Here is a 24,321-nt window from a genome sequence, read left to right on the forward strand (position 1 = left end):
GCCTGTCAGGGCGTCTTGCGGATGAGGCCCGTGTAGCCGGCGATCACCAGGGTCGCCAGCGCCCACGCGGCCAGCTGCAACAGCCATGCCGCGGCCGTCAGGACCTGTCCCACGGCGCTGCCGGTGTCGATGTCGCAGCGGTCCCGGATGCCCGTGTTGATCACCGGCAGACCCCGGTCGACGCCGAGGCCGACCTGCTCGACGATGGAGCACGGCGTGCGTGGCTGGACCGTCTTGTCGGTGTGGGTCGCCACGGGTCGGCCGGGCGCGGCCTCCGTGTGGCCGGCGATCAGCCCGACGCCGATGGCGAGCGTGATCACGGCGGCGAGGCCGATGACGGCTCGCCACGACTGGTAGCCGTAGCCGACGATCAGCCGCTTCAGCCGGTGCTGGAGCCGCGCGACCTTGCTGAGGCCGCCCCGCACGGCCAGGTCGTCCTGCTGGGCGATCAGGATGCGCCTGGCGATCGCCTCGTGGCCCGCCGCCCGGTGGAAGGCGGCGAGCTGTTGGTAGGGCTGGGCGGAGTAGGACGGCACCAGGTCGCGCAGCCAGTGCACCCACCGGTCCCAGCGGGCCGTGGACCGCCCGAGGCGGTGGTAGGTGAAGCCGTCCAGCTGGATCGGGCTGTCGATGATGTCCTCCGGCAGCGACAGCGTTTCCACCGAGGCCGAGCGGAGGTCGAGCACGACGCCGCCGTCGGTGTTGGTCAGCCGGGTGTTGCGGAAGAACAGGTCCGAGCCGATCTGCGCGCCGAGCAGGACCACCGTGGCGTGCCGGACCCTGCTCGCGGTGAACGAGGCGTTGTTGAGGAAGACGGTGCCGTCGATGTGCGCGTTCTGGACGTGCAGCGCCGGACCGGCGTGGTTGGTCAGCCGCGCGCCGTTGCAGTCGAGGTCGCCGTGGATGCGGGCCGCCCGAAGCCGCACCGCGCCCCAGTCGTTGCTCGCCGTCGCGGTGAACCCGTCGACCAGGCGGACGTTTCCCTCGACGCGCACGAGTTCGGCAGACAGCTCGGGGAGATGTGTGCCGCCCATGCCCAGCCACGGCAGGTACGCGTGCCGCATGCTCATCGGCTCGTCGAACAGGCAGTCGTAGAAGCCGATGCCGACCGGGCAGTCCATGCCGTCGAGATCGAGCTGGCCGACGACCCGCGCGCCCTGGATGCGCAGCCCACGCGGGTCGAGATTGCTGACGTACCGGCCGCGCAGGACGTCCCGGATGACGCTCGCCCGGATCACATACTCGGTGCTGTCGGCGAGTTGCGCGGGCTTCAGGTCGCTACAGGTGAGAATCCTGCCCTCGGCGACGGCCTTGAACAGGGCGCGTTCGAGCGGGGAGAGATCATCGCCGGCCACCCGGTGACCGTAGCGGCTGCGCCGGACGCGTGGAGGTCACTCGACGAGTTCGACACGGCAGGACAGGCCGGGGGCATTGCTGAGCCGCACGTCGCTGGTGAGCAGCGGCACCTTCAGCGCCGCGGCCAGCGCAACGTACAGGCCGTCGTAGAAGGTGATCGTGTGCCGCAGGTCCCAGGCGTGTTCGGACAGGCGTCCGGCGTGCGGGTATCGGTGGTCGATCAGCTCCGGCAACGCGCGAAGTCCGGTCAACGCCACTTCCTCGGTGATCTCGCCACGTCGTTCGCGCCGACGCAACACGTGCCCAACCTCGGCGTCGATGAGATGGGGCGCATGGCAGGTCGCCTCGGCGATCCGCTTGCGGAGCGCGATACCGACGGCGTCCTTGCCGCTCAACGCGCCGATGGCCGCAGCCGCGTCGACGACGAACTCATGCATCACGCAGCTCCCTGAGATCGGCGACGATGGCGTCGGTGCTGAGTCCCGGCCCAGGAGCCTGCGCCAGCGTGTCCTCCACGATGGCCATCACCTCGGCCTTGTCGCGCCGCCGCGCCATCGCGATCAGTTGGTCGCGCATGTACGACTGAAGCGACTTGCCGGCCGCCTCGGCGCGTCGTCGGTACGTCTCCGCCACGTCGTCGGGAATGTCTCTGACCTGGATCGTCGCCATAGCGCGATCGTAGCGCAGGTCTAGCGCTGAATCAGCGCTAGAAGCGTTCGAGGAAGGCGGCGAAGGCGGTTCGGGGGAAGGTCAGGCGGGGGCCGTCGGGGTTCTTGGAGTCGCGCACGGCCACGGCCTCAGGTGGGAAGGCCACCTCGACACACTCCGCTGTGTTTGTTCCGCTACGGCTGCTCTTGCGCCAAACCAGCTCTGGACGGCTCAATGGACGCTCGCTTCCGGGTTAGCTCAGTCCACCAGGATGGCGAGCAACGCCTTCGACTCTTCCGCGTTGAGGGCCACCGTGAGCAGGCTCCTGACCAACCAATCGTAGTACCCGGTCTCCTCCTTCTCCTCTAGCAGGACGACCGTAGTGCGGTTCTCCAGGTAGACCACACCTTCCCGGTCAACGAAGTGAAACCGTGTGAACGCACCGTCCAGGCCGAGATGCACCGGCACCGAGGCCGGGATGATCCGGATGACGATGTTGGGCCGGTTCGCCGCCTCGATCAGATAGCGGAGTTGAGCCCGCATCACGTCAGGACCGCCGATCTGTCGTTGCAGGACAGTCTCGTCGATGATCGCCAGGAAATTCGGAGCGTTGGGCCGGCGCAGTACCGACTGCCTACCCAGCCGAGTCACCACCCGGGATTCGACCTCCTTCTCGTCGATAACACCCGCTGGACGCATGACTGCGTACATGTACTCGATGGTTTGGAGGAGCCCGGGTACGAATGTCACCTCCACCCGCGTGATGGCGGCAGCTCGGGACTCCAGGTTGTGCAACGTGCGCATCTGGGCCTCGAACGGGGTGTTGTGCGGGCGTAGCCAGCCGCGCTTCTCCACCGAGTGAGCGAGGTCGAGGAGGTCGCTGCGCTCCTTACCTCGCACGCCGTAGGTGGCCAGGAGACCGGCGACGTCCGTCGGCACGACACCGATCTTGGCGTTCTCTATCCGGCTCAGTTTGCTTGCTGAGGCGTCGATCGTGGCTGCTGCGTCGTTGAGGCTCAGGCCGGCCGACTCCCGCAGACGGCGTAGCTCGGCACCCAACTCCTCGCCCCGAACGGTCGGATCCAGCTCCGGCATGTGCTCAGAATGGCCGAATGGACACCGGGCGGCGAATGGACGGTGGTATGCGGCAGGATTCCGGTGCGGGGTAACGGAACCACGGCGCGGCGGGGTGACTCGGCGGCACCATTGCGAACAGCGCCCGCATGGTCAGCGCCGCCGAACCGAGGTAATGCCACACGACCTCGCTCGGGGCGAACAGCTCCGATCGGCCGGCCACCACGCGGCAGGCGGCCGCGAGATCCGGGCCTCGGAGGATGAGCACGTCCACACAGCCGTCCCGGTGCAGGGTCGCCCCAATGAGGTGCGGGCGGGATCGCAGGCCGAAGTAGTGCAGCGTGAACCGCCGACGGACAAGCTCGGCCAGCAGCTCGTCGATGTACCGGGAATCCATTGGGTCGTCCCCCGAAACGCGCTCGTTGAGGAGGCATATGGTCGTCGGGGCATGGCCGGGTGAGCTAGTTTCCGCGGGTAGGTCCATACAAAAGAAGCACCCCTTGCGTGCGACGCAAGGGGTGCCGGTCAAGCGGGAACGATCAGCCGGTCGCCAGGAAGTACGCCAGCGAGCCGACTCCGGCGATGGTGCAGTAGATCGCGAACGGGTTCAGGGTGCGTGTCTCGAAGTAGGACGTCAGGAACTTCACCGAGACATACGAGGCGATTCCGGCGACGATGCTGCCGACGATGGCCGGGCCGAGCGAACCGCTCACCGCGGGCTTGAACAGCTCGGGCACCTTCAGCGCGCCTGCCGCGAGGATGACCGGCGTCGCCAGCAGGAACGCGAACCGCGCCGCGTCCTCGTGCCGGAGGCCCTTCACCAGGCCGGCCACGATGGTGATGCCGGAGCGGCTGATACCGGGCAGCAGCGCCAGAATCTGCGCGGCGCCGATCGTGAGGGCATCGACGAAGGTGAGCTTGGCCAGCCTCCGGTCGGACTGCTCGTCGACGGCGATGGCGGTCAGCGGATTGGTGTCCTCGACGGCGATCACGATCGTCGCCTCGGGATCCGCTCGGCGCGCGCGGCCGCTCTCGGCGGCGTCCTTCTTCTTTCGCAGCTTCTCGACGGAGTAGAGCACGATTCCGTTCACCGCAAGGAAGATCGCCGCCGGGATGGGCTTGCCGAGGTGACTTCGCAGCGTGTGTTCCAGCGCGAGTCCGGCTATGCCGACGGGAATGGTGCCGATGATCAGCAGCCACGCCAGCCGTTCGCCCGTCGTCTCGATGCGCCGGTACCGGATCGAGGTGATCAGCCCGCTGATGACCCGCACCCAGTCCTGCCAGAAGAACGCGACGAGCGCGATCGCCGTCGCCACGTGCATGGCCACGAGCACCGCGAGATACGGCGAGCCCTCGGCGGTGATGTCGAGGTCCTTGCCCCACTGCCCACCCACCAGGGCGGGCAGCAGCACGCTGTGTCCGAGGCTGGAGACGGGGAACAGTTCGCTGACTCCCTGAAGGAGACCGACCACGATCGCCTCGGGGTAGGTCAGGTCTGCCATAGTGCTGGGCCTTCCGGTTGCGGGTGCGCGAGGGTACGGCGGCTGCTCTGCACGGGGGAGTGACCGTTCACGGTAAGCCAGCCCGCGCGTGATCTGGGTAAACCCTAGATGTCCTCAGGACGACGGTTGGCGGCGGCGGTGCGTGGGCCGCATTGACGGCGGCGGCGTCAACGCCCTGGTCTCCACCCGCTCCAGCACCACCGAACTCGTCAGATTGCGCACTTCGGTCCGTGCGGCCAGTTTGTCCACGAGAAACACCTGCAAATGCGTGCTGTCAGCGACCGCGATGTGAATCAGGAAATCGGCCTGACCGCTCACGTGGAACAACGAGCGCGTTTCCGGCTGCGCCATCACGAACCGGCGGAACGCGGCCACCACGGGACGGGTGTGCGGCCGGACGTTCACCGACACGACCGCTTCGAGGGGCAGGCCGGCGGCGACCGGGTTCACCACGGCGTGGCTGCCGGTGATCACGCCCTGTTCACGCAGCCGCCGGACCCGTTGCAGGCACGTCGACGGCGCGAGACCGACCAGCTCCGCCAGCGTGCGGTTCGGCAGGGTCGCGTCGTTCTGTAGTTCTTCGAGGATTCGCCAGTCGATCGAATCCAGTTCGGATGTGTCGCCCACAACCGAACAAAGTACAGGGTCGCTGGCAACTGGCCGAACCTCGGCAGCAAGATCCGCGCGAGGAGTCCACAAGGGAGGTTTGCTGTGCACGTCGCGTGGGCGTCGTTCCTGGTCGCGCTGGTGGTGCTGATGTTGGTGCCCGGCCCGGACTTCGTGCTGATCACCAGGAACGCGGCGCTCGGCATGCGCTGGGGCGTGCTGACCGCCGCGGGCGTCATCTGCGGCCTGCTCGTGCACGCCACGGCGGCCACCCTCGGCCTGTCCGCCCTGGTCGCGGCCGTGCCAACGGCGCTGTTCGTGGTGAAGGTGATCGGCGCGGCCTACCTCGGCTATCTGGGTCTGGCGACGCTGCGGGCCGCGCGGGGCGGCGGTGCGCAGCCTGCGCTGACGGAACGGACGGCGCGCGCGGTGTTCCTGCGCGGCGTGCTCGGGGACCTGCTCAACCCCAAGGTGATGCTGATCTTCCTGACCCTGGTGCCGCAGGCGATGGACCCGCAGGCCGCGCCCCTACCGCAGGCCGCGCTGCTCAGCGGCGTGGTCGTGCTGACTTTCGCCGCGTTCTGGGCGCTCGTGGTGCCGTTGGCCCGGCAGCTCGCCGCCCTGCTCGCGAGGCCGAGGGCGCGGCGGGTGTTCGAGCGGTGCTGCGGGGCTGCGCTGCTGGGCATGGCCGCGTCCATCATCGCGGTCTAGCGTCCGCCGGCTTCGCGGAGATGGGTCAGCGCGACGTGCGGGTTGTCGGCCAGGGCGCGGGTGGAGTCGAGCACAAGGCGGTCGTCCTGCCAGGCGGCGAAGTTCGTCCGGCGTGCTTGGACCGAGGCCCAGGTCGGCTCGACGAACCCGTCGATAGCACGCCTGCGGCCCGCCAGCCGAGCACGGTGCAGGGCCTGGCGGTCGTTCGGTCTGTAGGCGCTCAGTCGATCGCGTCCATGAGCGGCCGGAGCGGCGTGTTCGCGCGGCGTTGACGGTCTTGGGAGTCCGCGAGGCGCGTCAGTTCGATCTGTTCGATGGGCAGCGGGGCGGACGATCCGTCCGTCCACCACATCACTCCCCGCTCGAAGTCGACCATCGGCCAGTCGGGCGCCGTCGCGAACCACCGAACCCGTAGCGGAAGCTTCGAGCTGGCCTGCACCAACTCCACGGTCTCGCTCGTCCAGGCGAGCCAGAGATGCTTGTTGGCGGTACGCGCCGCGTCGAGGAACTGCACCGCCGCGCAGCCTGCCGGCCCGGTGAGCAGCGTGTGGCGATTCCGTGCCCTCGGCCACCAGCCAGGGCCGATGGTGGAAGGCCCGGACCAGACAGCAAGCGCGATGAGGCCGACGCTGCCCACCAGCGCCGCCACCCGCAGCGTGCCGCGCCACACCTTGTGGCAACACTGCCTGAACCGGTGCTGCCCCTTGATCGTTCCGTCCTCGCGTCGCCCGGGGACCTTGACGAAGGGGCGCATCGACCCCAGGTAGACCAGCTCCACCGGCCGTTCCCATCGTCGCGCGAGTTCCGCGCGCACCTGCTCGCGAACTCCCCCGGCCACGCGGTCGGGTAACGGCTCTTTGTTGGACGTGCTCACGCGCCTCACTGCGCCCCCTCGAGATCCCCCACCGCCCACCAGCCGGCACCCGCAAATTCCAGCGTACGCAGGAGAAGTCACCGCGTGCGGCCGTTCGAGTCGTTTGTTCCCGCTGGCCCGCGTGGATGATCTTTCTCGCGTTGGAGTAGATCCAGGTCGCATCGTGCCGCCGAGTTCGGCAGGCTTGCGCCATGGTGGAACAGACTGAGGGCACGGCCAGGATCGCGGTTACCGGTCTCGCGACGATGGGCAGCAACCTGGCGAGGAACCTGGCCAGGCACGGCTACCGCGTCGCCGTCCACAACCGGACGAGCGCGCGCACGACGGCGCTGATCGAGCAGCACGGCCAAGAGGGCGACTTCGTCGCGGCCGAGACGATGCCCGAGCTGGTCGCCGCGCTGGCGAAGCCGCGCCAGATCATCATCATGGTCAAGGCGGGCCAGCCGACCGACGCGGTCATCGACGAGCTCGTCGACCTCCTCGAACCCGGCGACATGGTCATCGACGGCGGCAACGCGCAGTTCGCGGACACCCGCCGCCGCGAGGCCGCGCTGCGCGAGCGCGGCCTGCACTTCGTCGGCGCCGGCATCTCCGGCGGCGAGGAGGGCGCGCTGAACGGCCCGAGCATCATGCCGGGCGGCTCGAAGGAGTCCTACGCGCACCTCGGCCCGGTGCTGGAGTCCATCGCGGCGAAGGTCGACGGCCAGCCGTGCTGCGTGCACGTCGGCCCCGACGGCGCCGGCCACTTCGTGAAGATGGTGCACAACGGCATCGAGTACGCCGACATGCAGCTCATCGCCGAGGCCTACGACCTGCTGCGGCGCGCAGGCGGGCTGAAGCCCGCCGAGATCGCCGAGGTGTTCCGCGGCTGGAACTCCGGCGACCTGGAGTCCTACCTGGTGGAGATCACCGCCGAGGTGCTCGGGCACGTCGACGCGGCCACCGGCCAGCCGTTCGTGGACGTCGTCGCCGACCAGGCCGAGCAGAAGGGCACCGGCCGCTGGACCGTGCAGGAGGCCCTCGAACTGGGCATCCCCGTCACCGGCATCGCCGAGGCCGTGTTCGCCCGCGCGCTGTCCGGCCACGTGGACCAGCGGGTCGCGGTGCGCGACCGGCTGCCCGGCGACGTGCCGTCGACCGTCGCCGTCGATGGGTTGGTGGACGACGTTCGGCACGCGCTGTACGCGTCGAAGGTGGTCGCCTACGCGCAGGGCTTCGACCAGATCCGCGCGGCCAGCCAGACCTACGGCTGGAACATCGATCTCGGCGCAATGGCCACCATCTGGCGCGGCGGCTGCATCATCAGGGCGCGGTTCCTCGACCGGATCCGCGAGGCCTACGACGGCAACCCCGAGCTGCCCTCGCTGCTGGTGAACGACTACTTCGCCGACGCGGTGGAGCAGGCGCAGCAGGCGTGGCGCCGCGTGGTGAGCACCGCCGTGCAGGCCGGCGTGCCGGTGCCGGGCTTCTCCTCCGCGCTGGCCTACTACGACGGCCTGCGCTCCGAGCGGCTGCCGGCCGCGCTCGTGCAGGGGCTGCGCGACTTCTTCGGCGCGCACACCTACCGCAGGGTGGACCGCGAGGGCAGCTTCCACACGCTGTGGGGCGCGGACCGCAGCGAGATCGAGGCCTGAGAGAGCCGGGCGGTCTCGGGCGGCCAAGCCGACGAGACCGCCCGGAACTGTCGGTGCCCACGAGTAGTAATTGGCCATAGACAGATCGCGAGCTACGACAACGTTGGGGGATTGCGCATGGGCACGTCCGCACAATCGTTAAGGCGTAGGGCGGGCACGGTCGTTCTTGGTCTCGCCACGGCGGCGACGCTGCTGGTCGGCTTCGGCGGCGGACAGGCGCTCGCCGAGCCGGATTCGGCGGCGTGGGGCCACGGCGACTGGGTCGGCACCTGGGCGGCCCCGCCGCAGCTGCCGTCCGCCGGATTCGTCCCGAACTGGTCGGAGTCGGGCTTCACGAACAACTCGGTCCGCGAGGTCGTGCGGATCAGCGCGGGCGGCGCGGGCGCGCGGATCACGCTGTCCAACGCGCACGGCACGAAGCCGCTGCGGGTGACCGGCGCGTCGGTCGCCAGGGCGGGCGTCGGCGCGGCGGTCGAGCCGGGCAGCGCTCGCGAGCTGACCTTCCGCCACCGCGAGGGCACGGTGATCCCGGCAGGCGGCGAGGCGGTCAGCGACACCGCCTGGCTGTGGACGCGGCCGGCGGAGCTGCTGGCCGTGACGCTGTACTTCGCCGACGCGACCGGGCCGGTGGATTACCACATGGTGTCCTCGGAGACGAGTTACCTCGCCGACGGAGACCACCGCGCCGACGCGTCGGCGGCGGCGTTCGCGAAGACCTCGACGTCCTGGTACGTGCTTGACGGGGTCGAAGTGGTCGGCGGCGACGCCAGGAAGACCGTTGTGGCCTTCGGCGACTCCATCACCGACGGCTACGGCTCCACAGTCGATGCGAACGACCGCTACCCGGACCAGCTCGCCGACCGGCTGACGGCAGCCGGCAGGCCAAGGGCGGTAGCGAACGCTGGCATCGCCGGCAACCGCGTGCTCAACGACTCGCCCTGCTTCGGCGAGAAGGCCGCGTCGCGGTTGCAGCGCGACGTGTTCGACCAGCCCGGCGCGCGCACGGTGATCGTGTTGGAGGGCATCAACGACATCGGCTTCAGCTACTTCGACAATCCCTGCGCCAAGCCCAATCAGCTGGTCACCACGCAGGAGCTGATCGCGGCGCACCGCGAGATCATTCGCCAGTTGCACGCGCACGGCCTGAAGGCGATCGGCGCGACCCTGACCCCGTTCAAGGGGGCGGGCTACTACACCGACGCCGGCAACCAGACGCGCAAGGAGCTCAACGACTGGATCCGCACCAGCGGGGAGTACGACGCCGTCGTGGACTTCTCCTCGGCGCTGGCCAACCCCGCCGATCCGGAGGCCGTTCGCGCGGAGTTCGACAGCGGCGACCACCTGCACCCCAACGCGGCCGGCTACCGCGCCATGGCGGCGGCGGTGGACCTCGACCTGCTCTGAGGGCTGCTAGGCCCCCCGTCGTTCCGGGGTAGCAGGTTCGGGGCGGACTGCGCCAAGATCGACACAGTCCGCCCCGAACCCGTAGGAGCTGGAGATGACACGCCGATCGCTGGGACATACCCCGTGGGTTTCTTCCGTCGCAGCAGGAAGGAGATCCACCGGACACGCCCTGGTTCTGGTGGTGGTACTCGCCCTGTTGTTCGGACTGCCGAGCGCGGCGCTGCCCGGCGCGCTGCTGACCGGCGCGGTCGCCGAGGACGGCAACCCGCTCGGCAAGGACCTCGACACGATCCTCGCCGATCCCCGGCTGACCGGCGCGACCGTCGGGCTCGTGGTGCGCAACGCGGACACGGGTTCGGTGCTGTACACCAGGAACAGCGCGGCGCGGCAGCTGCCCGCGTCCAACGGTAAGCTGCTCACCTCGACGGCCGCGCTGGAACTGCTCGGCCCGGACTACACGTTCGGCACCAGCGTGTTGGCCGACGGCCACCGCACCGGGTCGACCATCGGCGGGAACCTCTACCTGCGCGGGACCGGCGATCCCACCATGCTCGCCAAGGACTACCGGGACCTCGCCGTTCGGCTCGCCGCGAGCGGCGTCCGCACGGTCAGCGGCGGACTGGTCGCCGACGACACCTGGTTCGACAGCGTGCGGCTGGGGCCGGGCTGGTCCTGGGACGACGAGCCGTTCTACTACAGCGCGCAGACCTCCGCGCTGACCGTGTCGCCGACCACCGACTACGACGCTGGCTCGGTGATCGTGCGGATCAGGCCAGGTGCGGTCGGTCGGCAGGCGAAGGTCGAGACCGATCCGCCGACCGACTACCTGACGATCGAGAACGGCGTGACGACCGGGGCGGCCGGCTCCGGCACGAACGTGACGGTCGACCGCGACCACGGCACGAACACGGTGCGCCTCACCGGGTCCATCGGGTCCGACGCCGCGCCGGACGAGGAGTTCGTCGCCGTGTGGAATCCCACCGCACTGGTCGCCTCGTTCTTCCGGAAGGCGTTGCAGGACAACGGGATTCGCGTGGTCGGTGGCACCTCGTACCGGGCGGCTCCGGCCGGGGCAACCGAGCTGGCCAAGCACGACTCGATCCCGCTGCGCGCCCTGCTGGTGCCGTTCATGAAGCTGAGCAACAACATGCACGCCGAGATCCTGACCAAGTCGGCCGGCCGCAAGGAGTCCGGCGTCGGGTCGTGGGACGCCGGCACGCGGGCGCTCGCCGGCAAGCTGGCCGGGCTCGGCGTCGACCCGGCCGCGCTGCGGATGGTCGACGGCTCCGGACTGTCCAGAATGGACAACGTGTCGCCGGACCAGCTCGCGGCGCTGCTCATCGCGGCGCGCGGCAAGCCGTGGTTCGGCCCGTGGTACGACTCGCTGCCGATCGCGGGGGTGCCGGATCGACTGGTCGGTGGCACGCTGCGGCACCGGATGACCGGGACCGCAGCGGCCAACAACCTGCGCGCCAAGACGGGCTCGATGACCGGCGTCACCGCGCTGTCCGGGTACGTCACCGCGGCCGACGGTGAGCACCTGGTGTTCTCCTTCGTGCAGAACGACTTCCTCGCCGACTCGCTCAAGGACGTCGAGGACGCGGTCGGCGTCCGGCTGGCCGAGTACCGGGGGCCGAACGACACCTCGGGGCACGTCCGGCTGCCGAACCAGCGGGCGGCCGCACCGCCTGTGTCAGCCACGCCTACCGTGGGGCGCGGCGCCAGCCTGGAGTGTTCCTGGACCAAGTCCTGCTGAGGGCAAGCCGGTCGAGTCCTGGTGGCGGGCCGGGTCAGCCCGCCGCCGGGGCGCGCACCGGGTCGAGGCCGTAGCGGTCGGGGTCCACGAGGTAGACCCTGGTGGCGGCGAGGTCGAAGTACATCCCGACCAGGTTCAGCCGGCCGGCCTGGACGGCCTCCCGCACGCTCGGATAGGTCAACAGGTTCTCGACCTGCTGGGCCACGTTCGTCACGCACAGCCGCTCGGCGACCGGCAGTTCCTCGGTGCTCGGCGACGCGGGTTCGTGGAAGCGGATCAGGCTCGGCTCCGCGTGCCGCAGCCACGCCCGCAGATGGGAGCGCGGGGGCGCGGAGCCGGTCAGCAGGGCGCGGACGGCGCCGCAGTCGGAGTGCCCGCACACTGCGATGGTCGTCACGCCGAGCACCTCGACCGCGTACTCGACGGCCGCGCCGACCGAGTGGTCGCCCTCGGCGAACGCCGCAACGTGCCGTGGCACCAGGTTGCCGACCGTGCGGACGCAGAACAGGTCGCCGGGGCCGGTCGCGGTGATCAGGTTCGGCACCACCCGGGAGTCGGCGCAGGTGATGAACAGCTGCCTCGGTCGCTGCCCGCGCGCCGCCAGCTCGGCGAGCACCGGGCGCACCAGCGGAGCGCACCGCTGCTCGAACTCGTAGACGCCGCCGAGCAGGTCGTCGCCGTCGCGTTGGCGGGGCACCGCGCCGACGGCTCCGGGCCCGAGGATTCCGTGTCCGGTCGGGGTGGCTGGGCGCGGCCGGAACCCGCGGAGCAGGGCCGCGAGCCGCGCGCGCCAGCCGGCAGGCGGGCCCGCGGTGGTGTGCTCGCCGGCGTGGGACCTCGAGCGGTGCGGTCGGTTCATCTGGTGTCCTCTCCACGATTTTCGGCGGCACGGATTGTCGGCGGGCGGTTTTTGCCCTGACGCCGTAGGCACGGAGCCGCGTGGTCGGGAGCCGGCGCTGACAGAGCCGGCCGAGCCCGAACGGGGCATCGCCATGCGGAAGGTCGCGTCAGCTCCATCATGGGGGCGCGCGGCCGGAGGACCCAGCAAGTTCAGCCGGTTGTGTTGATCAACGAACGGAGCCGGGGCGGAACCGACACCGGTCGGGGGATGAGCGGTGCCGGCTCCGCCTCGGCGACACCGGACGGCGCTGAAGGGGGCGCGACGAGGAGGGGCGCGCCGCCCGGTGCCGGATGGACGAGCCTCGCGGCCGCCATCCGATCTGGAAGCTCCTAGCCGACCGTGCGCAGGTGGTGTTGGCCCTGTCGGCCGGGCGACTCCTCGTCGACGACGGTGAGGCACAGCTGCGCGGTGAGGTACGCGCGGCACGGCGTCGGCCTGCGCCGCGTCCAGCGTCTGGTCCGGCAGGTCGGGCAGCGGCCGTGTTCGTCCGGCTGGTGCACGGCGAGCAGCGCCCGCACCGCGTTGACGACCTTGGGCAGCTCGACGCGCACCAGCTCCGCCGCCGCGTGGTCGTCGGCGTGGTAGGCGAGCCGGACGAGATTGTCGAGATGATCGTGCAGGGACCTGTCGAGCTGGCGGAAGACCGTGACGGCCATCGTCGTCACCGGGCCTTGCTGGTCGGCGCCGCAGTCCTACAGGCGACGGCGAGGCGTCGTCCCGTGGTGTCGGTCATCCTGTGATCCTTTCGGGGGAAACGCGCCGCGGCGGGGTGTTGGGAGCGTGCCAAGCAGCCTGCGACCGTCTCGTGATCAACTGCAAGTTGCAATACACGAATGGATGACGTCGCTTTGCGTTTTCCTCGGCCGGTCACAGACTGTGCGATGGATAAAGGGAGGTGTGCGGATGACCCGGGGCACCAGCCCAACCCTGCGTAAGCGCCGTCTTGTCAGTGAGCTTCGCCGGCTCCGCGAGGAAGCCAACCTCACCATCGAGGAGGTCGGCGAGAAACTGGAATGCTCCGCGTCCAAGATCAGCCGGATCGAGACAGGCCGGGTCGGCGTCAGCCCCCGCGACGTCCGCGACATGCTCGACGCGTACGGCGCGAGCGGTCCGCTGCTCGACGAACTCGTGCAGCTCGCCAGGGAGGCGCGGCGCAAGGCGTGGTGGGACGAGTACGGCGACGTCGTGCCTGGCCGCTACGTCGGTTTCGAGGCCGACGCGGAGTCGCTGCGCACCTACCAGGGCCTGATGATTCCCGGGCTGCTCCAGGACGAGGCGTACACCAGGGCGTTGATCAGCGAGGTGCTGCCGCACGTCACCGACGCCGAGATCGAGCGCCGCGTGCAGGCCCGCAGGGCGCGGCAGGCGCTGCTGGTCGAGGAAGATCCGCTGATGCTGCACGCGGTGATCGACGAGGCCGCCCTGCGCAGGCTGGTCGGCGGACGGAAAACCATGCTCGCGCAGCTCAACCGCCTGCTGGACGTACGCGAACTGGCCAACGTCACCGTTTCGGTCGTCCCGTTCAGCGTAGGCGGTCACGCTGCGATGGACGGCCCGTTCGTGCTCATCACGTTTCCCGACCAGTTGGATTCGGACCTGGTATACCTCGAAAGCGCGCGAAACGGCGTCTATTTGGAGCAGCCGTCCGAGGTGCAGGCCTACGCGGAGATGTTCGAGCGCCTGTTCGGTTCCGCGTTGGGACCGGAGGACTCGGCCGCGTTGATCGCGCAGGTCGTTCGCGACCTTTCCTGAGCAGCGCCTTTCCTGGGGAACGAGAGGAAAGATCCAGTGGAATCGATGGAATCGGTGGAATCCGGGGAACTGTTGCGCTGGCGTAAGGGCAGCCGCACGTCGGCAGGCGGCGCGGACTGCGTCGAGCTCGCCGGCCTTGGCGACGGCACGGCCGTGCGCGACTCGAAGAACCGGGACGGCGGCGCGTTGACCTTCGCCGAGGCCGGCTGGGCGCGCTTCATGATGTCGGCCAAGAGCGGGGACTTCGACCTCGCCGACTAGCCGGCTGAGCTGAATGGGCTCCGCCGACGGGGCTCTGACGAAAGGGCTCAGCTGGGAGCGGGCCGATGCGGCAGAGCCGATGGGGCCGCGCCGATGAGGGTCGAGGGACGTGGGCCGGCCGGCGTTCCGCCGCCGCGGGCTGGATGCCCTTTGCACGCCGGCCGACCCGCGTCGCTTGAGGGAGGGCAAACGACTGTGTCGTCGTTGTCCGATCAACCTGGGGTGTCGGCTGGTTCGTCCTTGCCCGGTGTGGTTGTTCGGACACGCTTAGCGTAAGAAGTCCGCTACAGCGTGACTGGAGTCCGACTGGAGTACCGGACCCCGGCCCCGAACCCCTGCGGCAAGGACGACGACAGTGACGGACGACGTCGAGGATCCGTTGTGCTTCGCGGTTCTCGGGCTGCTGCGCGCCTCGCGCGCCGGCCTGGTGATCGAGCTTGGCGCGGCGAAGCCGCGCGCCGTGCTCGCCGTGCTGCTGCTCGGCCGCAACACGGTCGTCAGCAGGGACCAGATCATCGCGGCCGTCTGGGGCGACGCCCCGCCGAGCAGCGCGGTGAACCTCGTGCAGACCTACGTCGCGGGGCTGCGGCGGGTCCTCGAGCCGAGCAGGGCGCGCCGGGCCAGGTCCGACCTGCTCACCTCGGTCGGCGACGGCTACCTGCTGCGAGTCGAGCCGGGCGCGCTCGACCTTGACCGGTTCGAGGAGCGGGTGGCGCTGGCGGCCCGGCTGCGCGCCGACGGCGACCCTGCCGGCGCGGCCCGCGAGCTGGACGCCGTGCTCGGCCTGTGGCTTGGCGAACCGCTCGGCGGGGTGCCCGGCCTGTTCGCCGAGGTCGAGCGCGGTCGGCTGGTCGAGCGGCGGCTTGCCGTGGTCGAGGAGCGCGCCGAACTGGGGCTGGCCACGGGCACCGGCACCGCGCTCGTCGGCGAGCTGTCCTGGCTGGTCGGCGAGCACCCGCTGCGCGAGCGCATGCACGCCCTGCTGATGCGGGCGCTGTGCCAGGCTGGGCGGCCCGCTGAGGCGCTGGCCGCCTACCAACGGGCCCGCCGCGTGCTGGTCGACGAGCTTGGTGTCGAACCGGGGCCGGAGCTACGGCGGCTGCACCAGGCCGTGCTTGCCGGGGCCGAGCTGGAGCCCGAGCGCCCCGCCGTCGCAGTGGCGGCCCCCGCGCGCACGGTGCCGGCCCAGCTGCCGAGGGAGCCGTCCGCGTTCCTTGGGCGGGAGGCCGAGCTGGCTCGGCTGGACGGCCTGCTCGCCGCGCGGGCCGCCGCCGGGCTGCTGCTGCTGGTGACCGGCACGGCCGGCGTCGGCAAGACCGCGCTCGCCGTGCACTGGGCGCACCGCGTCAGGGCCGAGTTCCCCGACGGCCAGCTCTACGTCGACCTGCACGGCTACGACCCGGCCCAGGAGCCGCTGGATCCCGGCGAGGTGCTGTCCCGGTTCCTGCGGTCGCTCGGTGTGCCGCCCGCGCAGCTGCCCGACGGGCTGGAGGAGCGGGCGGCGCTGTTCCGTACGGTCGTCGCCGACCGGCGGATGATCGTGGTGCTCGACAACGTTCGGGACACCGCCGGGGTGCTGCCGCTGCTGCCGGGGTCGCGGTCGTGCGTGCTGGTGACCAGCCGGCGCCGGTTGGTCAGCCTGGTCGCGCACGCCGACGCCCGGCTGGTCGAGCTGGACCTGCTGACCGTGGACACGGCCGTCGAGGTGCTCGGTCGGATCGCGGGCGAGCGCGGCGCGGCCGAGCTGCCGGCGTTGCGGCGGCTGGCCGAGCTGTGCGACCGGCTGCCGTTGGCGTTGCGGATCGCGGCGGCCCGGCTGGCCGTGGAGCCGACGCTGCTGGTCGCCGAGCTGGTGGCCGAGCTGGACGACGAACACGGCAGGCTGAGCGCGCTCGGCCTCGAGGACGGGGACAGCTCGGTGCGGGCGGCCTTCGACGCCTCGCGCCGCGCGCTCGATCCCGTTGCGGCGCGGCTGATCGCGCTGCTCGGCCTGCATCCCGGCCCGGACGTCACGGTGTGGCTGGTCGCCGCGCTGCTGCGCGAACCGCTGGTCCCGGCGCAGCGGGCCGTCGACGCGCTCTGCGCGGCGAACCTGCTGTCGGTCGGCGAGCCGGGCAGGTACCTCGCGCACGACCTGGTTCGGGCCTACAGCAGGGCGTTGGCCGACGAGCTGCCCGAGCCGGATCGGCGGGCCGCGACCGGGCGGCTGCTCGACTTCTACCTGCATTGCGCGGACCTAGCGGACGACCTGCTGCCGATCGGCCGGGGCGCGGTGCGGATCGCGCCGGAGTGCCCGCCCGCCGAGGTGCCGGCGATGGCTGGCTCGGCCGAGGCGATGGCCTGGCTCGACGCCGAACGCGCGAACCTGTTGGCAGCGGCGGAACTCGCGGCCGGGTCGGGGTGGCTGACGCACGCGTGGCAGCTGCCGTACACGCTGTCCCGGTTCTTCTGGCTGCGCACCGACCGGGAGACCTGGCTCGGCACGCACGAGGTCGCGCTGCGCGCCGCGCTCGAACTCGGCGATCCGGACGCGCAGTTCGTCACGCTGTTCAACCTCGGCGTGGTGCTGCTCCAGTTCCGCCGGTTCGACGAGGCGTTGGCGCGGCAGCGGGAGGCGCTGGCGGTCGCGCGGTCCCTCGGCGACGCGGACCGGCAGGCGCGGGCGTTGACGGCCATCGCCAACACGCTCCAGGACGTGGGGCGGGTGGCGGAGTCCGAGGCGTACTACCGGGAGGCGATGGAGGCCAGCAGGGTCGGGGGTTCGCGCTGGAGCGAGGCGAACGCGCACCACAACCTTGGGCTGTTGTATCTGGCGCTGCGCCGGCACGCGGATGCCGTGCCGTGGCTGCGGACGGCGTTGCGGATGTACCACGAGGTGGCCGAGCTGTGCGGGGAGTCGGCCGCCCGCACGGATCTGGCCGAGGCGCTGCTCGAGTTGGGGGAGCACGATCTGGCGTTGGACAGCGCGCGGGACGCGTTGGTGAACGCCAGCCAGGCGGCCAGCCCGTACCACGAGGCACTGGCGCACGACCGGATCGCGAGCGTGCTGCACCGACGTGGGGCGGCCGGGGCTGGTGCGCACTGGCAGCGGGCCTTGGTGTTGCTGACCGAGCTGGACGCGCCGGAGGCGGAGCGGGTGCGGGCCAGCCTTGCCGAGTCGTGAGTCCCCGCCGAGTCGTGAGCGGAAACCCTTGTGGTGAATGGGGTCTCCGCCCACGAGCGGCGGTGGGTCAGGCGCGGGTGTGTTTCGGGGTGGTTTGCTCGGGCACGACGGTGGTGGTTTGTTGCGGGATGATCGGCTGCCTGGCTTCCTCCGTCTTGCGGAGCTGCTTGGCGAGCTTGTCCCGTTCGGTCGCGGCGAGGTCGGCCTCCTGGCGTGCCTCGCGGTACTGCAACCTGGCTACCCGCCTGCGCCGCTCGGTGGAGACCACCATCCACACGCCGAGGCAGAAGACCAGCGCGGTCAGGATGCCGGCCGCGAAGACGCCCGCAGGGCGTAGCGACGCAACGTCGTGGCCGAACATGGTGACGGTGTAGTAGGGGCCGCCTGAATTGTTGTAGGCGAACAACAACGTGGTGTAGCCGGCACTGAGGACAATCAGTACGAGTCCGAGGATCAGCATGTCGAACTCACCTCCTTGGCACCGAGTTCCCCACTTCGGCCGAGTCGAAACAGGCGGTGTTCGGGTGGGCATGGTCCAGACCTATTGACAGAAAGGTCTGGACCTCTTTACCTTCAGGTGACCCGAGTGTGGTGATCCAGGCCATAGTCGGGCACACGTTCACCCTGCCCAGGCCGCCGACCTGTCCAGGAGGTAACACGTGTCCAGAAGAGTGGTGCCACTGTTGGCGTTGTTCGCCACGGTGGCCGGGCTCCTGATAGCCGCCGTGCACTCACCACAGTCGCATGCGGCAGGTAACGAGGACTGTCGACCCGACGGTCTCTACCACGCGGCCGGCGCAGATGTTCCGTACTGCTCCGTCTACGACAACACCGGCCGGGAGAACCTCGGCCCCGACCATTCCAGGCGCGTGATCGGCTACTTCTCCAGTTGGCGGACCGGCAAGGACGGCTCCCCGGCCTACCTCGCCAGCAACATTCCGTGGGACAAGGTCACCCACCTCAACTACGCGTTCGCGCACATCGACCAGCAGAACAAGGTCTCGGTCGGGCCGGACGGCGCGAACAACGCGTCAACGGGGATGGAGTGGCCGGGCGTTCCCGGTGCGGAGATGGACCCGAGCCTGCCGTACAAGGGCCACTTCAACCTGCTGAACAAGTTCAAGAAGCAGCACCCCGCGGTCAAGACGTTGATCTCGATCGGCGGCTGGGCGGAGACCGGCGGGATCCTGAACCCGGACGGCACGCGGACGGCGACCGGCGGCTTCTACCAGCTGACGCAGAGCCAGTCGGCGATGGACACCTTCGCCGACTCGGTCGTGCAGTTCCTGCGGACGTACGGGTTCAACGGCGCGGACATCGACTACGAGTACGCGACCTCGGCCAACTACGCCGGAAACCCCGACGACTACTCGATCTCCAACGCGCACCGGGCCGACCTGCTCAAGGGCTACGTCGCGTTGATGAAGACGTTGCGGGACAAGCTGGACGCGGCGAGCATCGCGGACGGCAAGTACTACCTGCTCAGCGCGGCCGTGTCCGCGTCGGGCTGGATCCTGCGGGGCGCGGAGACCTACCAGGTCACCCAGTACCTGGACTACGCGAACGTGATGACCTACGACCTGCACGGGTCGTGGAACCAGTTCGTGGCGCCCAACGCGGCGCTGTACGACAACGGCGCGGACCCGGAGCTGGCGTACTGGAACGTCTACAACACGTCGCAGTACGAGGGTGTGGGGTACCTGAACACGGACTGGGCGTACCACTACTTCCGGGGTGCGATGCAGGCCGGGCGGATCAACATCGGGTTGCCGTTCTACACGAGGGGTTGGGAGAACGTCACCGGCGGCACCAACGGGCTCGGTGGCACGTCGGCGTTGGCCGACCAGACCCAGTGTCCGCCGGGCACCGCGGGCAACGTCGGGTCGAAGGTGCCGTGTGGCGACGGCGCGATCGGCATCGACAACCTGTGGCACGACTCGACCGCGGGCGGTGCCGAGGTGCCGTCCGGCGTGAACCCCATGTGGCACGCCAAGAACCTGGAGAACGGGATCACGGGCGACTACCTGGCGTCCTACGGCCTTGACCCGAACCTGCCGAAGAACAAGCTGACCGGGGTCTACGCGCGGCAGTACGACTCGACGTTGACGTCGCCGTGGCTGTGGAACGACACGAAGAAGGTGTTCCTGTCGACGGAGGACGAGCAGTCCGTCGCGGCGAAGACGAAGTACGTCGCGGACAAGGGCATCGGCGGCGTGATGATCTGGGAGCTTGCCGGCGACTACGCCTATGACAACGTGAAGAAGCAGTACTTCATGGGCGACACGTTGTTGACCAAGATCAATGACGGGTTGCGTGGGGCGGCGCCCTACGGGAACGCCAAGGCGAGCACGGCTGCTCCTGCCGACATGCTTGACGTGTCGGTGGATGTGTCCGGGTTTGCGTTGGGGGACAACAACTATCCGATCAACCCTAAGATGACCATCACCAACGGGTCCACGCAGGACATCCCCGGTGGAGCGAAGTTCGAGTTCGACTACGGGACCAGCGCGCCGGGGAGCATGTCCGACCAGTCCGGGTTCGGGTTGCAGGTGACGCAGAAGGGGCACAGCGGGCCCAATGCGGGAGGCCTGAAGGGTGACTTCCAGCATGTGACGGTCACGCTGCCCAGTTGGCAGACGCTGCCAAAGGGCGGGAGCGTGACGATTCAGATCGTCTATCAGCTGCCCGTCAGCACGCCGTCCAACTATCGGATTACCTTCGGTGGCAAGACTTATGCGATCACCGGGGACTATCCGAGGGGGGCCGGTGGGGCTCCGCCCACCTCGACGACCACGCCCACGTCGACCACGGCTACGACTACGACCACGACGACGACGACCACCACCACGACGGCGCCGCCGTCCTGTGGCGCGGCGGAGTGGACCGCTACGGCCGTGTACAACGGCGGTGCCGTGGTCGCGCACAAGGGGCACACGTGGTCGGCCAAGTGGTGGACTCAGGGCGAGGAGCCCGGGACCACTGGGCAGTGGGGGGTGTGGAAGGACCTGGGTGCCTGCTGAGTTGAGGTGAGCCGGGTCGGGTGTGTCGGATGGGGTCTTGTGACCATCTGGCACACCCGATTCACTTTTCGGTCATTTCGGCTGAATGACGAGGACGGTCCCGGCTGAGGGGTGTCGTCGACCTGCGGCGTCGTGGTTGGCGGCGAAACGCCAGGTCACGTTCGTAAGGATGGGCCGGGCTCGGGTCGGGTAAGGGGTGGCGCGGGCCCTTACTCCTGCGCCGAACGGCTCAGGCGGATCAGGGGTAAGGGATTCGCGGGCCGAGGGTGCGTGATCGTCCGATGCCGGACACCCCACCTCACGACGAATCTTCATCTTGTCCGGGACGAGCCCGGACAGATCGAAGGAGTGAGTGACATGGAATGGACGCCGGACGCCATCAAGGCCGAGGTTGACTACCGCCAGAAGGCGCTGCTGCGCGACGCGGCCGCCCACCGCCTGCACGCCAGCCGGCAGGGTGGGACGTGGTGGAGCAAGCTGCGTGACCGCTCGAGTGCAGCGCGAAACGGTCACGGCGACATCATCTGAGGTGTGCGAACATGCCACCCGTGGCGCGCCTAGGCTCTGGAATTCCATTGGTGGCACGTGGCCGGGAACTGCGCCGGCTACGTGCCGCCCTGGAGCAGGCGTCCGCAGGTGCCGCCGGGGCGATTCTGCTGGCCGGTGACGCCGGCGTCGGCAAGACCAGGATGGTCGACGAGCTGACGGCCATGGCGGTCGCAGAGGGTGCCCTGGTGCTTACCGGGCGGTGCCTTGACGCTGGTGAGACCGGCCTGCCCTACCTGCCTTTCGCCGAGGCGTTGGCGCAACTCGGCGGCGATGAGCTGGCCGCCGTGCAGGCCAGGCCCGCCCTTGGGCGCCTGTTGCCCGCGTTGGCGATGCCGGCCGATCGCAATCCCAGCCGGGACACCCCGGCCCCTCATCTGATGCTGGCCAGTCGACGTGCCGAGCAGGACGTCGGCCAGCTCCAACTCTTCGACGCGGTGCACGGGCTCCTCAGCGAGCTCGCCGGGCCCCACTGTGTGTTGTTGGTCATCGAGGACCTGCACTGGGCCGATGACTCCACCCGCTACCTGCTGTCCTTCCTCCTGGCGCGGCTGCGCTCCCAGCGACTGCTGGTGGTTGCCACCTACCGCACCGACGACCTGCACCGCAGGCACCCGCTCCGGCCGCTGTTGACCGAACTGGTCCGGCTCGCCGCCGTCGAGCGGATCGACCTGGAACCGTTCGGGAAGGCCGACTCGCAGGCGTTCGTCGCCGCGTTGGCCGACGACCGGATGCCGCAGGACATTCGCGCCGAGGTCGCTGAGCGTTCCGAGGGCAACGCGTTCTTCGCCGAGGAGCTGCTCGCCGCCTACACGGCGTGTGATGACGGCGCGATTCCGTCCGCGCTTGCGGATCTGCTGCTCGCGCGCACCGAACGACTCAGCCCGGTCGCGCAGCGTGTGGTGCGGGTCGCGTCCGTGTGGGGACGGCGGCTGCGGCACGAGCGGTTACGCGCCGTCGCCGAGCTTGACGACACCGTTCTCGACGAGGCGCTGCGCGAGGCCGTCCAGTTGCACGTTCTCCAGGTCGAGGACGGGGCCGACGTCTATCTCTTCCGGCACGCGCTGGTGCGCGAGGCCGTCTACGGGGACCTGCTGCCGGGCGAGCGGGTGCGGCTGCACGCCTCCTACGCCAGGTATCTGGCCGGCAGGCTCGAGAGCGGGGACAGCGGGCGAGGCACCGCGGCGGCGCTGGCCCACCACAGCATGGAGAGCAACGACCTGCCGCAGGCGCTGTCCGCCTCGGTGCGCGCGGCCGCCGAGGCCGACAAGTTGGGTGCTCCCGCGGAGTCGTTGAAGCACCTTGAGCAGGCGTTGAAGCTGTGGGACGCGGTCGCGCCAGGCAGCAGGCCCGGCGACGTGACCGAGCTGATGTTGCTGCGCAGGGCGTCCTGGAGCGCTGGCACGGCGGGCCAGCCGGAGCGCGCCGTGGCCTACGCGCGGTCGGCGGTGGAGCTGGTCGACCCGGTGGCCGATCCGGAGCAGGCCGCCGAGCGGTGGCGGCGGCTCGCCCAGGCGCTGTCGCCGCTGGACGGGGACCTCAGTCAGGAGCTGGAGGCGGTCGACCGCGCCTGGGACCTGGTGCGGGACCGACCGGCCAGCCACGCGCGGGCGTGGGTGCTCGCGGTGCGCGCCGGCGTGCTGCGCTACGTCGGCGGCCGCCAGGACGAGGCGCGGCAGTGCGCCGAGGACGCTGTCCGCGACGCCAGGGCCGTGAACGCGGGCGGTGCCGAGGCGGACGCGCTGGCCACGCTCGGCCTGCTGGACGCGCACGCCGGTGACCTGGACCGTGCGCAGGCGCACCTGACCCAGGCCGTCGAGCGGGCCGTGCAGGTGGATGTGCCGACCGCCGAGCTGCGCGCCCGGTACTACCTCGGGCTGGCGAAGTACGACCTTGGCGAGGTGCTCGAGTCGACCAGGGTGTTCGACGAGGGCGTGGCCAGGGCCAGGGAGTTCGGGCTCACCTGGAGTTCGTTCGGGCTGGAGCTGCGCATCCTCCAGGTGATCAGCAAGTACGCGGCGGGGGACTGGGACGGGAGCGAGGCCGCCGGGGAGCCACCGGGGCTGCGCGTGTCCAACACGGTGGCGGCGCGGATGGCCGCCGCTGCCGTGTACGTGACGGTGGGTCGTGGGCGGTTCGCCGAGGCGGAGCGGTTGATCACCGAGCTGCGCACGGAGTGGCATCGGGACGTGCAGATCGTCCTGTTCGCCGGTGGGTGCGGGGCGGAGCTCGCCTCCTGGCGGGGCCGGCCGGCGCAGGCCGTCGAGCGGATGCAGGACGCGCTGGAGTGGTCCGGGCGGGTGGGCGGCACCTGGAGCCTGGCCGGGATTCGGCTCGTCGCGCTCGGTATTTCCGCGCACGCGGATCTGGCGGCTCGGGCGGCCACTCGGCGGGACGCCGAGACGCAGGCCGCGTCGATCGCGGAGGGGGATCGGCTCGCCGAGCATGCTCGGGCCACCGCCAAGCACGGCCGGACGTTCACCGCGCGGCTCGGGCCGGAGGGCCGGGCGTGGCTGGTGAAGGTCGAGGCCGAGGTGACCAGGCTGCACGGCGCCAGCGATCCGGAGGCGTGGCGGGAGGCCGTCGAGGCGTTCGGTTACGGCGCCGTCTACGAGCAGGCGCAGTGCCGCTGGCGGTTGGGCGAGGCGTTGCTGTCCGCCGAGCGGCGGGACGAGGCCGTCGAGCAGCTGCGGTTGGCCGACGAGGTGGCCGAGCGGCTGGGCGCGGTGCCGTTGCGCGACGCCGTTGCGGCGCTGGCCAAGCGGGCGCGGATCACGCTGCGGCCGGGCGCTGTCGAGGAGCCCGAGCAGCGGGATGTGGTGGACCTGTTCACCCCGCGCGAGCGGGGCGTGCTGCGGCTGGTCGCGTTGGGGCGCACCAACAAGCAGGTCGGCGAGGAGCTGTACATCAGCGAGAAGACCGTGAGCGTGCACCTGTCGCGCATCATGGCCAAGCTGGGAGCCACTCGGCGCGCGGAGGCTGTGGCCATCGCCTACGAGCGGAACCTGCTCGACCATCCGTGACCGGGCGACGTCGTCGTGTGCTTGCGTGATGTCGTTGTGTGATCGGGCTGTGTCGTTGTGTGACCGGGTGCGGTCGGGGCGCTGTTTTTG

The 24,321-nt window shown here is 70.1% G+C and carries 22 protein-coding genes; 10 read left to right on the plus strand and 12 right to left on the minus strand.

Translation table 11 applies throughout. The features are described 5' to 3' along the window. Positions 1–5 precede the first annotated feature (5 nt). The 8 genes from F0L68_RS23280 to F0L68_RS23315 form a co-directional block, all read right to left on the minus strand. The gene (locus F0L68_RS23280; RefSeq protein WP_149851756.1) at positions 6–1,355 is read right to left on the minus strand and encodes a hypothetical protein; all 1,350 of its coding nucleotides are present in this window, start codon (positions 1,353–1,355) and stop codon (positions 6–8) included. A 36-nt stretch (positions 1,356–1,391) separates the two neighbouring features. Continuing rightward, on the minus strand, positions 1,392–1,793 hold the full coding sequence (locus F0L68_RS23285) for a type II toxin-antitoxin system VapC family toxin (protein WP_149851757.1): 402 nt from the start codon (positions 1,791–1,793) through the stop codon (positions 1,392–1,394). Beyond that, positions 1,786–2,025 carry a FitA-like ribbon-helix-helix domain-containing protein gene (locus F0L68_RS23290; protein ID WP_149851758.1) on the minus strand — a complete coding sequence of 80 codons (240 nt, stop codon included), beginning with the start codon at positions 2,023–2,025 and terminating at the stop codon, positions 1,786–1,788. The genes F0L68_RS23285 and F0L68_RS23290 overlap by 8 nt, the downstream gene beginning before the upstream one ends. A 37-nt stretch (positions 2,026–2,062) precedes the next feature. Beyond that, complete coding sequence (locus F0L68_RS23295) at positions 2,063–2,239, minus strand: DUF397 domain-containing protein (protein ID WP_149851759.1); 177 nt, start codon at positions 2,237–2,239, stop codon at positions 2,063–2,065. 23 nt (positions 2,240–2,262) lie between these two features. Further along, positions 2,263–3,099 (minus strand): helix-turn-helix domain-containing protein, encoded by an 837-nt coding sequence (locus tag F0L68_RS23300; RefSeq protein ID WP_149851760.1) that lies wholly within the window; start codon positions 3,097–3,099, stop codon positions 2,263–2,265. Between the two features lie 4 nt (positions 3,100–3,103). Next, on the minus strand, positions 3,104–3,475 hold the full coding sequence (locus F0L68_RS23305) for a hypothetical protein (RefSeq protein WP_149851761.1): 372 nt from the start codon (positions 3,473–3,475) through the stop codon (positions 3,104–3,106). Positions 3,476–3,617: 142 nt separating this feature from the next. Then, the gene (locus tag F0L68_RS23310; RefSeq protein ID WP_149851762.1) at positions 3,618–4,580 is read right to left on the minus strand and encodes an undecaprenyl-diphosphate phosphatase; all 963 of its coding nucleotides are present in this window, start codon (positions 4,578–4,580) and stop codon (positions 3,618–3,620) included. Between the two features lie 114 nt (positions 4,581–4,694). Beyond that, positions 4,695–5,297 carry an Lrp/AsnC family transcriptional regulator gene (locus tag F0L68_RS23315; RefSeq protein ID WP_223199054.1) on the minus strand — a complete coding sequence of 201 codons (603 nt, stop codon included), beginning with the start codon at positions 5,295–5,297 and terminating at the stop codon, positions 4,695–4,697. On the opposite strand from F0L68_RS23315, the gene F0L68_RS23320 reads away from it, so the two are divergent. Then, complete coding sequence (locus F0L68_RS23320; protein ID WP_149851763.1) at positions 5,292–5,897, plus strand: LysE family translocator; 606 nt, start codon at positions 5,292–5,294, stop codon at positions 5,895–5,897. The two genes, F0L68_RS23315 and F0L68_RS23320, sit on opposite strands and share 6 nt — an antisense overlap. Before the next feature lie 220 nt (positions 5,898–6,117). Here F0L68_RS23320 and F0L68_RS42565 read toward each other — a convergent pair whose 3' ends face one another. Beyond that, positions 6,118–6,711, minus strand: coding sequence for a hypothetical protein (locus F0L68_RS42565; RefSeq protein WP_188316755.1), 594 nt, complete (start codon positions 6,709–6,711; stop codon positions 6,118–6,120). 251 nt (positions 6,712–6,962) lie between these two features. On the opposite strand from F0L68_RS42565, the gene gnd reads away from it, so the two are divergent. The 3 genes from gnd to dacB all read left to right on the plus strand — a co-directional run bounded on the left by gnd (position 6,963) and on the right by dacB (position 11,565). After that, positions 6,963–8,405, plus strand: coding sequence for an NADP-dependent phosphogluconate dehydrogenase (gnd, locus tag F0L68_RS23330; protein ID WP_149851766.1), 1,443 nt, complete (start codon positions 6,963–6,965; stop codon positions 8,403–8,405). Between the two features lie 117 nt (positions 8,406–8,522). Further along, positions 8,523–9,809 carry an SGNH/GDSL hydrolase family protein gene (locus F0L68_RS23335; protein WP_149851768.1) on the plus strand — a complete coding sequence of 429 codons (1,287 nt, stop codon included), beginning with the start codon at positions 8,523–8,525 and terminating at the stop codon, positions 9,807–9,809. 178 nt (positions 9,810–9,987) lie between these two features. Further along, complete coding sequence (gene dacB, locus F0L68_RS23340; RefSeq protein ID WP_223199055.1) at positions 9,988–11,565, plus strand: D-alanyl-D-alanine carboxypeptidase/D-alanyl-D-alanine endopeptidase; 1,578 nt, start codon at positions 9,988–9,990, stop codon at positions 11,563–11,565. A 34-nt stretch (positions 11,566–11,599) separates the two neighbouring features. On the opposite strand, the gene F0L68_RS23345 is transcribed toward dacB, so the two are convergent. Together F0L68_RS23345 and F0L68_RS23350 are read right to left on the minus strand one after the other, a co-directional pair. Beyond that, positions 11,600–12,424: a carbonic anhydrase gene (locus F0L68_RS23345; protein ID WP_223199056.1), complete on the minus strand. Its 825-nt coding sequence runs from the start codon at positions 12,422–12,424 to the stop codon at positions 11,600–11,602. A 371-nt stretch (positions 12,425–12,795) separates the two neighbouring features. Continuing rightward, positions 12,796–13,122 carry a hypothetical protein gene (locus tag F0L68_RS23350; protein WP_149851954.1) on the minus strand — a complete coding sequence of 109 codons (327 nt, stop codon included), beginning with the start codon at positions 13,120–13,122 and terminating at the stop codon, positions 12,796–12,798. Between the two features lie 247 nt (positions 13,123–13,369). On the opposite strand from F0L68_RS23350, the gene F0L68_RS23355 reads away from it, so the two are divergent. The 3 genes from F0L68_RS23355 to F0L68_RS23365 all read left to right on the plus strand — a co-directional run bounded on the left by F0L68_RS23355 (position 13,370) and on the right by F0L68_RS23365 (position 17,642). Beyond that, positions 13,370–14,218 (plus strand): helix-turn-helix domain-containing protein, encoded by an 849-nt coding sequence (locus F0L68_RS23355; RefSeq protein ID WP_149851772.1) that lies wholly within the window; start codon positions 13,370–13,372, stop codon positions 14,216–14,218. Positions 14,219–14,263: 45 nt separating this feature from the next. Next, entirely contained in the window at positions 14,264–14,479 is a 216-nt protein-coding gene (locus F0L68_RS23360) for a DUF397 domain-containing protein (RefSeq protein WP_149851773.1), read from the plus strand. Positions 14,480–14,834: 355 nt separating this feature from the next. Further along, positions 14,835–17,642, plus strand: a complete 2,808-nt coding sequence (locus F0L68_RS23365) for an AfsR/SARP family transcriptional regulator (protein ID WP_149851774.1) — start codon at positions 14,835–14,837, stop codon at positions 17,640–17,642. Positions 17,643–17,709: 67 nt separating this feature from the next. Here the strand turns inward: F0L68_RS23365 and F0L68_RS23370 are convergent, their stop codons facing one another. Next, positions 17,710–18,102 (minus strand): hypothetical protein, encoded by a 393-nt coding sequence (locus tag F0L68_RS23370; RefSeq protein ID WP_149851776.1) that lies wholly within the window; start codon positions 18,100–18,102, stop codon positions 17,710–17,712. A 199-nt stretch (positions 18,103–18,301) separates the two neighbouring features. Between F0L68_RS23370 and F0L68_RS23375 the strand changes: the two genes are divergently transcribed. The 3 genes from F0L68_RS23375 (at position 18,302) to F0L68_RS23380 (ending at position 24,231) form a co-directional block, all read left to right on the plus strand. Next, positions 18,302–20,662, plus strand: a complete 2,361-nt coding sequence (locus tag F0L68_RS23375; protein WP_149851778.1) for a chitinase C-terminal domain-containing protein — start codon at positions 18,302–18,304, stop codon at positions 20,660–20,662. Between the two features lie 357 nt (positions 20,663–21,019). Continuing rightward, complete coding sequence (locus F0L68_RS42570) at positions 21,020–21,190, plus strand: hypothetical protein (RefSeq protein WP_188316756.1); 171 nt, start codon at positions 21,020–21,022, stop codon at positions 21,188–21,190. 11 nt (positions 21,191–21,201) lie between these two features. Then, on the plus strand, positions 21,202–24,231 hold the full coding sequence (locus tag F0L68_RS23380; protein ID WP_149851779.1) for a helix-turn-helix transcriptional regulator: 3,030 nt from the start codon (positions 21,202–21,204) through the stop codon (positions 24,229–24,231). The last annotated feature ends 90 nt before the right edge of the window (positions 24,232–24,321 follow it).

Source organism: Solihabitans fulvus (genome assembly GCF_008386585.1).
GTDB classification, from domain to species: Bacteria; Actinomycetota; Actinomycetes; order Mycobacteriales; family Pseudonocardiaceae; genus Solihabitans; species Solihabitans fulvus.